Here is an 11,542-nt window from a genome sequence, read left to right on the forward strand (position 1 = left end):
CCCGGCCTAGCCGACCGAGCCGTCGCCCTCGGTGAGTTCCTCTGCGGCGAGGTGCTCGAGCATGGGCGCCAGGTGGCGCAGCTCGTCGAGGTGCAGCTGAGTCAGCCGCTCGAGGCGGTCCTCGCCCAGAGCCGTGAGCCGGAGGCGTACGACGCGACCGTCGCGCTCGTCGCGCATCCGCTCCACGTAGCCCGCGGCTTCCGCCCGGTTGACCAGCTCCACGGCGCTGTGGTGGCGCAGCAGCAGGTACTCACCCACGTCGCCGATCGTCGGTCCGCGGGGGTCGTCGTGACCCTTCACGCCCAGCAGGAGCTGGTGCTGGGCATGGGTCAGCCCGACCGCGCGCGCCTGCCCCTCGCTCCACCGGTCGAACCGGCGCAGCGCCGTGCGGAACGCGAGGAGGTCCGCGAAGTCGCGCTCTGTCAGCCGTCGTACGCTCACGACGCCGAATCCCTCTCATGACCTAGCCGGACACGGTGACGCCGAAGCCTCTCATGACTCGGCTGGTTACGGGTAGTGCACGGGGTGACCGCCCGCGGGAAGGACAGCTCGAATGATCGTCAGAAGCCTTGCGCGGCCACTGATGGCCGGGATCTTCGTCGTCGGGGGCATCGACACGCTGCGCAAGCCCGGGCCCAAGGCGCAGAAGGCCGAGGCCGTCATCGAGCCGGTCGCGAAGCAGGCGGGCCTGGAGGGGCTCGACCCGGAGCAGCTCACCCGCATCGATGCGGCCGTGAAGATCGTCGCCGCGCTGATGCTCGCCACCGGCCGGCTCCCGCGCGTCTCCGCCCTCGTCCTCGCTGGCAGCCTGCTGCCCACGACCGTCGCCGGGCACCGGTTCTGGGAGGAGAGCGACTCGACGGCGCGCAAAGGACAGCTCATGCACTTCCTCAAGAACTTCGCCATCCTCGGCGGGCTCATGACGATGGTCGTCGACACCGGGGGCCGGGAGTCGTTGCCGCACAAGGCCCGGCGGCTCGCCACCCGGGCCGGGGACTGACCGTGACCGCGGGCGACGACCGGCCGGTGGTGCCGGCGGCGCGCTCCGACGAGGGCTACGACCCGGAGGCGCTCGCCGAGATCGAGCTCGCCAGCGAGCTCATGATCGCGGCGAACTCCGCGGAGAAGCTGGGTGAGGGCGAGCTCGACCGGGCGCTCGGCCTGCCCGCCTCCGACGGCTGAGCCTCCTGCGTCGCCGCCGCCGCCCGGGCGCGCTCGGCGATGCGGCGTACGTCGTCGGCGCCGGGCCGGTCCTGCGCGCACCACTCGATGAGCGATGCGGCGCCCCGCTCCAGCAGGGCACCGGTTCCGGCGGGGTTGCCGCGCTGATCGTGGGTGAGCCCGACGGCGAGCTGCGCGAGCCCTCGCCACAGCGGCCGGTCTCGCGAGGGGGCGGCCTTCCACACCGCCTCCAGCACCTCGTGAGCCCGGAACGGCAGGCCGGCGGCCACCAGCCCGGCCGCGCGTCGCAGCGCCTCGGCCGCCGGCAGTGGCTCGTCAGGCTCCCGGCCGGCGTCGGTCGCGCCGTGGGGCAGCGGCCGACCGGCGGCGTCGCGGGGGCGGGCGTTGCGCGGGCGGCCGATCGGGTCGCGGTCACGATCGGTCATGTGGTCAGCCACCGGAGCAGCTCGGCGGTCACGGCCCCCGATTGCTCCTCCGGCGGGAAGTGGCCGGCCTGCTCGATCTCCCGCCAGGTGTAGGGCCCACGGACGTAGAGCCCGGACCCGCGCGCCAATCGCGCGGGCACGTAGGGATCGTCGCGGCCGTGCAGCGCCAGCGTCGGCGCGTCGACGGGTCGGCGTACGGCGCGGGCGAAGCGTCGTCCGTCCGGCCGCAGCTGCGACCGACCGGCCCACCGGTAGTACTCCATCGCGCAGTGCGCCACGCCCGGGATGAGCATCGCCTCGCGGTAGCGGCGCAGCGCCTCGTCGTCGGGCCAGCCGGAGCGAGCGCTCCACGAGCGGATCAGGGCGCCGGTGTTGACGGCGCCGTCGCGGGTGAGCCACGCCTCCGGGTAGCGCGGCAGCTGGAACAGCGCCAGGTGCGCGCCGGCGCGCAGCTGCTCGCCGGGCGTCGTGACGACGGCCGTGCGCATGCGCAGCGGGTGCGGTGCGGCGACCACGACCAGCCGGCGTACGACGGCCGGGTGCAGCGCCGCAGTGGTCCAGGCCACGACGCCGCCCTGGCCGTGCCCCACCACGGCCGCGGCCGGCTCGCCGAGCGCCCGCACCAGCGCCGCGACGTCGCCGGCGAGGGTGAACATGTCGTAGCCACGCGGCGGCTTGTCGCTGGCGCCGTAGCCGCGCAGGTCGGGCGCCACCACGCGGAACCCGGCATCGGCCAGCGCGACGAGCTGCTCGCGCCAGGCCCACCAGAACTGCGGGAACCCGTGCAACAGCAGCACCAGCGGGCCGGAGCCGAGCTCGGCCACGTGGAAGCGGATGCCGTTGGCGCTGACCTCGCGGTGGGCCCACGGCCCCTCGACGAGGACGTCGGCCGCGCTGGCGCTAGCCGATGTTCATCGCCCGTTCGGGCATCTTGTCGGGCGCGGGCGCCACGGTCGGGTGCCGCGCCCACTCGATGTCCTGACGCACGGTCTTGATCGTGCGCTCGGGCGGGCGAACCTTGACCATCTTCTTGACGCCGAGGCCGGCCAGGCCGACCGCCATCACCCCGAGGATGCCGCCCATGCAGAGGAATCCGATGGCCAGGCTCACGCCCAGGTAGGAGATGCCGAGGGCGCAGGCCGTGAGCAGCAGCAGGGTGGCCGGCAGCGCCATCGCGCCGGCCGCGCCGAGCAGGCCGATGCCCTTGCCGGCGCGCATGGCCTCCTCACGCAGCTCGGTCTTGGCGAGCTCGATCTCCTTGTGGATCAGCTGTGACAGGTCGCGGGTGGCTCCGGCAACGAGCGTGCCGAGGCTCTGCTCCTCCAGCGGCGGCGTCATCCGGTCCTCCCGTAGGGTCACCTGCACTGCAGGTCGGGCTACCCGGCGCCCCTCGGCGCGACACGCGCGGCGGGATCGGGTGACGCACACTATGGCGCGCGCCGGCGACGGCCGGGCGAAAGGGGTCGAGTGGAGCTGCTGCTCGTGTTCGCGGCAACCCTCGTGCTCGGCGTGCTCGCGAGCGGCACCGCGCAGCGCTCGATCCTGTCCACGGCGGTGCTCTTCCTGGCCGCGGGCTTCGTCGCGGGGCCCGCGGCGGTGGATGCCGTGCACCTCGATCCGCGTGACCCGATCGTCATCACGCTCTCGACGCTGGCGCTCTACTCGATCCTCTTCACCGACGGCATGCACGCGGGCGCCGGCGATCTCCGGTCGGCCTGGCGGCTGCCCGGCCGGGCCCTGCTGTTCGGCATGCCGCTGACGTTCGCCGGTACGGCGGTCTTCGCCCGCTACCTCGCCGGGCTCGACTGGAACGAGTCGATGCTCGTCGGGGCCGTGCTCGCGCCGACCGACCCGGTGTTCGCGGCGGCCCTGGTCGGCCGCAAGGAGGTGCCCTGGCGGCTGCGTCACCTGCTCAACGTCGAGAGCGGCCTCAACGACGGCCTGGCGCTGCCGGTGGTCCTGATCCTGCTGTCGGTCGTGTCCACCAACAGGCACACCTCGACGCTCGAGGTCCTGGGGGAGCTCGCTCTCGGGGTCATCGTCGGCATCGTCGTACCGCTCGTCATGCTGCGCATCGAGGCGCTGGCGTTCTTCCGCGCCGCAGAGCGCTACCAGCCGCTCAACGCGTTCGCGATCGGCATCCTCGTGCTGGCGATCTGCGAGCAGACCCAGGCCAACGCGTTCCTCGCGGCGTTCGCTGCCGGTTCGACCGTCGCCTCGGTGAGCCCGGCGGCGCGGGCCTCGTTCGAGCGTTTCGGCGAGCTGGTCTCCGAGCTGTTCAAGCTGGCCGCGATCCTCGTCTTCGGCGCGCTGCTCACGACGTCGCTGTTCACGGTCGACCCCTTCGTGTCGTGGGGCTTCGCGCTGCTGCTGCTGTTCGTCGTACGTCCGGTCTCGATCGGCATCTCGCTGTACGGCGGCGGGCTCGAGCGACGGGAGTTCGCGGCCGCCGCGTGGTTCGGACCGAAGGGGTTCGCCTCGGTGACCTACGGCCTGCTCGTGCTGCAGTCCAACGCCGTGCACGCGACCCGCATGTTCGAGCTGATCGCGATGGCGATCGCGGTGTCGATCGTGCTGCACTCCTCGACCGACGTGCCGATCGCCAAGTGGTTCCTGCCCGGCGACGCAGCGCCGGTCCCGCAGGGCGGTCCGGCGCGATCGCGTCCCCCGTCGCCGGAGGCCTAGCCTTCGCGTTCCTCGGCGCCGCGGGCGGTCATGCGCTGCTGGATGGCCGTGGTCACCGTCGGGTCGAGCAGCGTGGTGACGTCGCCGAGCTGACGGTTCTCCGCGATGTCGCGCAGCAGCCGCCTCATGATCTTGCCCGAGCGGGTCTTCGGCAGCTCCGGCGTGATGAGGATCTGCCGCGGCTTCGCGATCGGGCCGATCTCCTTGGCCACGTGGTTGCGCAACTCCTGGACGAACGCCTCGCCCTGCGCCTCGTCGTCGGCCACGCCCTCGCGGACCGTGACGAAGGCGACGATGGCCTGCCCGGTCGTCGGGTCGTTGGCACCGACCACCGCGGACTCCGCGACGTTGGGGTGGCCGACGATCGCGTGCTCGACCTCGGTGGTCGAGATGCGGTGGCCGGAGACGTTCATGACGTCGTCGACCCGGCCGAGCAGCCACAGGTCGCCGTCGTCGTCCTTCTTGGCGCCGTCGCCGGCGAAGTAGATGCCGGGGAAGCGCGACCAGTAGGTGTCGCGGTAGCGCTGCTCGTCGCCCCAGATGCCGCGCAGCATCGCCGGCCACGGCTCGGTGATGACCAGGTAGCCCCCGCCGCCGTTGCCGACCGGCGTGCCCTCGTTGTCGACCACGTCGACGCTGATGCCCGGGAAGGCGGTCATCGCGGCGCCCGGCTTCGCCGCCGTGACGCCCGGCAGCGGGGTGACCATGATCGCGCCGGTCTCGGTCTGCCACCAGGTGTCCACGACCGGCGTACGGCCGCCGCCGATGTGCTCGCGGTACCAGATCCACGCTTCCGGGTTGATCGGCTCGCCGACGCTGCCGAGCACCCGCAGGCTGGTCAGGTCGTGCGCCTCCAGGGGGCCGGTGCCCCACTTCATCAGCGTGCGGATCGTGGTGGGGGCGGTGTAGAGGATCGTGACGCCGTAGTCCTCGACGATCTTCCACCAGGTGTCCTTGTCACCCGGGTGCGGGACGCCTTCGTACATGACCGACGTGGCGCCGTTGGCGAGCGGCCCGTAGACGATGTAGCTGTGGCCGGTGACCCAGCCGATGTCGGCCGCGCACCAGTAGACGTCCCGGTCGGGCTTGAGGTCGAAGACCAGGCGGTGCGTCGAGGCGACCTGGGTCAGGTAGCCGCCCGTGGTGTGGAAGATCCCCTTCGGCTTCGCGGTCGTCCCGCTCGTGTACATGATGTAGAGCACGTGCTCGCTGTCGAAGGACGCCGGCTCGTGCGCGGCCGGCTGCCGGTCGACGATCTCGTGCCACCACACGTCGCGGCCGTCGGTCCAGGCGACGTCCTGCCCGGTGCGGCGTACGACGAGGACGTGGCGCACCCCGGGGCAGTCCTGCAGCGCCTCGTCGACAGCGGGCTTCAGCGCGCTCGGCGCGCCGCGGCGGAAACCGCCGTCGGCCGTGATCACGGCGGTCGCGTCCGAGTCGAGGATCCGGCCCTTGAGCGCGTCGGCGGAGAAGCCGCCGAAGACCAGGTTGTGGATCGCGCCGATGCGGGCGCAGGCCAGCATCGCGACGACCGCCTCGGGGATCATCGGCAGGTAGATCGCGATCCGGTCGCCGTCGCCGACGCCGAGCTCGGTCAGGGCGTTGGCGGCCTGGCACACCATGCGGTGCAGGTCGGCGTAGGTGATCGTGCGCCGGTCCCGCATGCCGTCGCCGATCCAGTGGTAGGCGACCTTGTCGCCCCGCCCCGCGGCGATGTGGCGGTCGACGCAGTTGACGCTCGCGTTGAGCCGCCCGCCGACGAACCACTGCGAGAACGGCGCCTCCCAGACCAACGAGGTGTCCCACCGACGGTCCCAGGTCAGCGCGTCGGCCTGGTGCTCCCAGAACGCGACGGGGTCGGCCGCGGCCTCGGCGTAGATGCCGGGCTGGGCGTTGGCCGCGCGCGCGAGGTCCTCCGGCGGTGCGAACCGGCGGGTCTCGTGCAGCAGGGCCGACAGGGTGGGATCGCGCTGCTCCGACATCGGGCTTCCTCCGCTGGGTGCCTGTGGGGACACGCTCACGTACGTCGACGGTGTACGGCGTACCACGCCGCCCCCGCGCCGACCGCGACGGCACCGGCCACGGCGGCCGCGCCGACGCGCGGACCGGGCGGCGGCGGCAGCCGAGGGATGCGGTCGCGCAGGGTGACCGGCCGGCGGAACTCCAGGACCGGCCAGCCGCGATCGACCGCGATCCGGCGCAACCCCTTGTCCGGGTTGACCGCGAAGGGGTGACCTACCGCCTCGAGCATCGGGACGTCGGTGACCGAGTCGCTATAGGCGTAGCTGGCCGCAAGGTCGAAGCCGTGCACCGCTGCCAGGCGACGGATCGCCGCCGCCTTCTCCTCGCCGTAGGCGTAGAAGTCGATCGCGCCCGTGTAGCAGCCTTCGTGGACCACCATGCGGGTCGCCACCACCTGGTCGGCGCCGACGAGGTCCCCGATCGGTCCGACCAGCTCCTCGCCACTGCTGGACACGATCACGACGGCGCGCCCGTCGGCTCGATGCTCCTCGATGAGCGACGCCGCCTCGTCGTAGATCAGCGGGTTGACGATCTCGTGCAGGGTCTCGGCGACGATGTCGCGGACCAACTGCACGTCCCAACCGGCGCACAGTGCGGTCAGGTAGTCGCGCATCCGGTCCATCTGCGACGCGTCGGCGCCTCCGACCAGGTAGACGAACTGCGCGTAGGTGGCTCGCAGCATCGAGCGGCGGTTGATCAGGCCGCCGGCGTAGAACGGCTTGCCGAACGCCAGCGTGCTCGACTTCGCGATGATCGTCTTGTCGAGGTCGAAGAAGGCGGCCGCCGGCGCGGAGGCAGGCGGGCTGTCCATGGCAGCGAGCATAGGGGAGCAGGGCGGGGCGTCTCTCTGGCCGGAAACCACCTGTTTGTACCAGTGTGTCCGGAGTCGGAAAGAATCTGGAAATAGCTTGGTTTGGTCCCTGCGAGGGGCGGGCAGTCGTCTTCGCAAGGGTGCACCCGAGGGGGTGCGCTCGCATGGGCACGGATTCGGCTCGTCCCCCCCGGAGTCGGATCTGTCCAAGACGACCCCCGTCACCCCCCCCGACGGGGGTCGTCTGCTGTCCCGGGCCGGCCGCCCGCGTCCGGCCGCCGTCTGCTGTCGGGTCCGGCCCCTGTGGACGTGGCGTTCGTCGTCCACAACGGCGTACGACGCCGCTGCGCCGCTGCACCGGTTGCGGCCATCGTTCGGGTCGAGTCCCGACCTTGGAGCGTGCCGTGACCGCCGCCTTCGCCCCGCCCGCAGGCAACCGCCCTCTGCTCGTCACCGCCGACGAGCAGCTGCTCGACGACCTCGTCCGGCTCGCGGCCGTCGCTGGCATCGAGACCACGGTCGTCGCGGACCTCGGCGCCGCGCGACCGCTGTGGCTTGCCGCCACCGCGGTCGTGGTGGGTGGCGACCTGGTCGCCGCTGCCGCGGCGGCGAGTCTGCCTCGCCGCGAGCGTGTGGTCGTAGTCGCCCGCGCCGACGACGAGGAGCTGTGGCGTTCCGCCGTCACGCTGGCCCCGGCCCGGGTCGGCAGCATGCCCGCGGCAGAGGAGTGGCTCATCGACCTGTTCGCCGACGCCGCGGACCGGCTGCACGGGCCGGCCGCCGACGGCCTCGTCGTCGGCGTCATCGGCGGGCGCGGCGGCGCCGGTGCCTCGACCCTCGCCTGCGCGCTGGCGGTGACCGGGGACCGAGCGGGACGGCGCACGACGCTCGTCGATGCCGATCCGCTCGGCGGCGGCATCGATCTGCTTCTGGGTGGCGAGGACACCGGGGGGTTGCGCTGGCCCGAGCTCACCGGAGCGAGCGGCCGCGTCGACGGTGCCGCACTGCGGGAGGCGCTGCCCCGAGTGGGTGAGCTGGCCGTGCTGTCCTGGGACCGCGGCGATGCGCTCGCCATCCCGCCGGCCGCGATGACCGCCGTCCTCGACGCGGCGGCGCGCGCGAGCGATCTGGTCGTGGTCGACCTGCCGCGACACGACGACCCCGCCGCGGAGGTGGTGCTGCCGCGACTCGACGCCACTCTGCTCGTCGTGCCGGCGGAGGTGCGCGCGACGGCGGCCGCGGCTCGAGTCTGCGCCCGGGTGACCGGACGGTGCCGCGACCTGCAGCTGGTCGTTCGCGGCCCGTCACCCGCAGGCCTCGACGGGGCCGGCGTCGCGCAGGTGCTCGGGCTGCCGCTGGCCGGGGAGCTGCGCCCGGAGCCCGGGCTGGCTCAGGCCCTCGAGGTCGGCGAACCGCCGGGCCGCCGCCGACGCGGCCCGCTGGCCGACTTCTGCGCGAGGCTCTTGCGCGGGCTCGACGAGGCGGGCCGAGCGGCGTGAGCGCAGCCCTGGAGGTCGGCGACCTCGTCGAGCGGGTGCGCCGGCGGCTCGCCGACGAGGGCGTCGAGCCGTCACCCGAGCGGGTGGCCCGGGCGGTGCGGCAGGAGGCGGGCACCCGGGGCGACGTGGCGCTGCTCGCCGCGCTGCGTCAGCTGCGGGCCGAGACGGTGGGCGCGGGCCCGCTGCAGGTCCTGCTCGACGACGAGGCGGTGACCGACGTCATCGTCAACGCGCCGGACGAGGTGTGGGTGGACCGCGGCCAGGGTCTCGAGCGCGCCGAGGTGACGCTGACCGACGAGGCGGCGGTGCGGCGGCTTGCGCAGCGACTGGTCGCGGCGTGCGGCCGGCGACTCGACGACGCCGCGCCGTTCGCCGACGCCCGGCTGCCCGACGGCACCCGCGTGCACGCCGTGCTCCCGCCGATCTCGCCGACCGGCACCTGCCTGTCCCTGAGGGTGCCGCCGCGGCGGGCCTTCACCCTCGACCAGCTCGGCGACGCGGGCACGGTCTCACCCGCCGGCGCGGCACTCCTGCAAGCGATCGTCACGCGGCGGCTCGCCTTCGTCGTGAGCGGCGGCACGGGCACCGGCAAGACCACGCTGCTCAGCACGCTGCTCTCGCTGGTGCCGCCGGGCCAGCGCCTGCTGCTCGTCGAGGACTCCGCCGAGCTGCGGCCGACGCACCCCCACGTCGTACGCCTGGAGGCTCGGCCGGCCAACGTCGAGGGCAGCGGCGCGGTGACGCTCGCCGTGCTGGTGCGACAGGCGCTGCGCATGCGACCGGACCGCATCGTCGTCGGCGAGGTCCGTGGCGCCGAGGTCGTCGATCTCCTGGCGGCTCTCAACACCGGTCACGACGGTGGCTGTGGCACCGTCCACGCCAACCGTGCGGTCGACGTCCCGGCGCGGCTCGAGGCCCTGGCCGCCGCGGGTGGGCTGTCGCGCGAGGCGCTGCACAGCCAGCTCGCCGTCGCCCTGCACGTGGTCGTCCACCTGACCCGCGGTCCGGACGGCCGGCGGAGGCTGGCCGACATCTGTGTGCTGCAGCGCGGGCCCGACGGGTGCGTCGTCGCGCTCCCGGCGTTCACCGACGGTCCGGACGGACTGGTCGAGGGTGCGGCAGCGCCGCTGCTGCGGGCGATGCTGCGCCGCCGGGTCGTGGCATGAGCGAGCGGGCACTACTCGCCGGCCTGCTCGTCGCGGCTGCGATCACCGTGTGGACCAGCTCGTGGCCGCTGGAGCGCGTGACTACCGTCGTCCGGGGCCCGCGGGCGGCGATCTCGCCCGCCGGCGCGGGTGATCTGTTCGTGCGCTGGGCCCGGGCGCCGCGCTGCTGGGTGGCCGTGGTTGTTGCCGCCGCCGTCGCCACGATCGTCGACGGTCCGGTCGTCGGGGCACTCGCCGCTGCGGCGACGGCGGTCGGGGCGCGGGGCCTGCTTCGCCGTCGAGAGGCTGCGCTGGAGTCCGCTCGGCGGGCCGCGGCGGTCGACGTCGCCATGGCGCTGGCTGCCGAGCTGCGGGCGGGCCAGCCGCTGGGGGTGGCGCTGGCCGCGGCGGGCGAGGTGGCGGGCCCGTTGCGGGCGGGCATCCAGGAAGCCGCCGGCGTTGCCGCACTCGGCCACGACCCCGCGCCGGTCCTCCGGGCCAACGCCGAGCTGCCCGGCGCCGGGGGACTGACGGCCATAGCAGCTGCCTGGACCGTGGCGTCGCAGGCCGGCGCCGCTCTGTCGCCGGCCCTGGTGGCCGTCGCGGCCGCGCTCGACGAGGAGGAGCGCACGCGGCACGAGGTGCAGGCCCAGCTGGCCGGCCCGCGTGCGACCGGACGCGCGCTGATGGCGCTGCCACTGCTCGGTGTCGGCATGGCGGCGTCGATCGGTGCGCACCCCGGGCAGCTGCTGCTGCACACGGGGTGGGGTGCGTTGCTCTGCACAACCGCTGTGGGGCTCGCCGCGGCAGGCCACTACTGGCTGGAGTGGCTCGCACACCGGGCCGTGGCGCCGTGACCGGCGCGCTGCCGGCGGCCGTCCTCGGTGGCGCGGCCGTCGCGCTGGCTCTGCGCGACGCGACGCCCGCCGGCCGGCGTCTCGCCGGTCTGCGGCCGCCGCCGCAGCACGCGGCCCAGCGCCTCGACGTCGCACGGCCCGTCCGGCGCGACGCCATGTTGTCGACCCGCTCGCGGTTCTTCGCGGCAGCGGCCGCCGGGCTCGGCGTCGCCCTCGTCGTCAGCGGGGCGGCGGGCGTGCTGGCGGGAGCGGTGGCCGCCCTCCTCGCGGGTCGCTGGTTGGCACGACTGCCGCCGGCCGGCGCCGTCCGCGACGCGCGGCGCCTGCGTTCGGAGCTGCCGCTTGCGCTCGACCTGCTGGCCGCCTGCCTGCAGTCGGGCCTACCGGTCGTGACTGCCCTCGACGCCGTCATCGGTGCTGTCGACCCGGTGCTCGGCGCGCGGCTGATGCCCGCGCTCACCGCGTTCCGGCTCGGGGCGGGGCCGGTCGAGGCCTGGCGTCCGCTGGCCGGCGACGACGTGGTCGGTCCGGCGGCCCGGACGCTGATGCGCGCCGGTCGCACCGGGGCGCCGTCGGCCGACGTCGTCAGCGCCCTGGCCGCGCGCCACCGCGAGCAGGTCCGGGCCGACTACGAGCGGGCGGCGCGGGCCGTGGGCGTCTGGGCGGTGGGCCCGCTCACGGTCTGCTTCCTGCCCGCGTTCGTGCTCGTCGGGGTGGTCCCCATCGTGTGGGGCCTGGTCGGCTCGATGGTCTGACGGGTCTACGGCGCCCCCGGTGCCGCGGCTGGGTTGTGGAGTGCCCGTCCCGCTCTCCACAGATGAGCTGCGCGTCATGGCCCTCGACACCTCGGCGACGGACGCTCGATCCGTCCGGTGACCTCCCGGACGCCGTGCCGGCCGGCCGCCGGAAAGACCTC

General features: G+C 74.1%; 12 protein-coding genes. 6 read left to right on the forward strand and 6 right to left on the reverse strand.

Going from position 1 to position 11,542, the window contains the following annotated elements; genetic code table 11:
• Positions 1-6 precede the first annotated feature (6 nt).
• Entirely contained in the window at positions 7-441 is a 435-nt protein-coding gene (locus tag VFJ21_00490; protein HET7405600.1) for a MarR family winged helix-turn-helix transcriptional regulator, read from the reverse strand.
• A 112-nt stretch (positions 442-553) separates the two neighbouring features.
• Here VFJ21_00490 and VFJ21_00495 point away from each other — a divergent pair, with 112 nt between their 5' ends.
• The gene (locus VFJ21_00495; protein ID HET7405601.1) at positions 554-1,000 is read left to right on the forward strand and encodes a DoxX family protein; all 447 of its coding nucleotides are present in this window, start codon (positions 554-556) and stop codon (positions 998-1,000) included.
• A gap of 55 nt (positions 1,001-1,055) precedes the next feature.
• On the opposite strand, the gene VFJ21_00500 is transcribed toward VFJ21_00495, so the two are convergent.
• From VFJ21_00500 to VFJ21_00510, 3 genes are all read right to left on the reverse strand, one after another.
• The gene (locus VFJ21_00500) at positions 1,056-1,619 is read right to left on the reverse strand and encodes a DUF309 domain-containing protein (GenBank protein ID HET7405602.1); all 564 of its coding nucleotides are present in this window, start codon (positions 1,617-1,619) and stop codon (positions 1,056-1,058) included.
• On the reverse strand, positions 1,604-2,431 hold the full coding sequence (locus VFJ21_00505) for an alpha/beta hydrolase (protein HET7405603.1): 828 nt from the start codon (positions 2,429-2,431) through the stop codon (positions 1,604-1,606). The genes VFJ21_00500 and VFJ21_00505 overlap by 16 nt, the downstream gene beginning before the upstream one ends.
• Positions 2,432-2,507: 76 nt before the next feature.
• Entirely contained in the window at positions 2,508-2,945 is a 438-nt protein-coding gene (locus tag VFJ21_00510) for a phage holin family protein (GenBank protein ID HET7405604.1), read from the reverse strand.
• Positions 2,946-3,074: 129 nt separating this feature from the next.
• Between VFJ21_00510 and VFJ21_00515 the strand changes: the two genes are divergently transcribed.
• Positions 3,075-4,292 carry a cation:proton antiporter gene (locus VFJ21_00515; GenBank protein ID HET7405605.1) on the forward strand — a complete coding sequence of 406 codons (1,218 nt, stop codon included), beginning with the start codon at positions 3,075-3,077 and terminating at the stop codon, positions 4,290-4,292.
• Here VFJ21_00515 and acs read toward each other — a convergent pair.
• On the reverse strand, positions 4,289-6,274 hold the full coding sequence (acs, locus tag VFJ21_00520) for an acetate--CoA ligase (GenBank protein ID HET7405606.1): 1,986 nt from the start codon (positions 6,272-6,274) through the stop codon (positions 4,289-4,291). The two genes, VFJ21_00515 and acs, sit on opposite strands and share 4 nt — an antisense overlap.
• A 35-nt stretch (positions 6,275-6,309) precedes the next feature.
• A complete protein-coding gene (locus VFJ21_00525) occupies positions 6,310-7,125 on the reverse strand; it encodes an HAD family hydrolase (protein HET7405607.1) in 816 nt (271 codons plus the stop codon).
• Positions 7,126-7,529: 404 nt separating this feature from the next.
• Here VFJ21_00525 and ssd point away from each other — a divergent pair, with 404 nt between their 5' ends.
• The 4 genes from ssd to VFJ21_00545 are packed head-to-tail and all read left to right on the forward strand — an operon-like array spanning position 7,530 to position 11,381.
• A complete protein-coding gene (gene ssd / locus VFJ21_00530) occupies positions 7,530-8,624 on the forward strand; it encodes a septum site-determining protein Ssd (GenBank protein ID HET7405608.1) in 1,095 nt (364 codons plus the stop codon).
• Positions 8,621-9,790, forward strand: a complete 1,170-nt coding sequence (locus VFJ21_00535) for a TadA family conjugal transfer-associated ATPase (GenBank protein HET7405609.1) — start codon at positions 8,621-8,623, stop codon at positions 9,788-9,790. The genes ssd and VFJ21_00535 overlap by 4 nt, the downstream gene beginning before the upstream one ends.
• A complete protein-coding gene (locus tag VFJ21_00540) occupies positions 9,787-10,626 on the forward strand; it encodes a type II secretion system F family protein (GenBank protein ID HET7405610.1) in 840 nt (279 codons plus the stop codon). The genes VFJ21_00535 and VFJ21_00540 overlap by 4 nt, the downstream gene beginning before the upstream one ends.
• A complete protein-coding gene (locus tag VFJ21_00545; GenBank protein ID HET7405611.1) occupies positions 10,623-11,381 on the forward strand; it encodes a type II secretion system F family protein in 759 nt (252 codons plus the stop codon). Before VFJ21_00540 ends, VFJ21_00545 begins: the two co-directional genes overlap by 4 nt.
• Positions 11,382-11,542: the final 161 nt, after the last annotated feature.

Source organism: Mycobacteriales bacterium (assembly GCA_035690485.1).
Taxonomy (GTDB): domain Bacteria; phylum Actinomycetota; class Actinomycetes; order JAFAQI01; family DASSKL01; genus DASSKL01.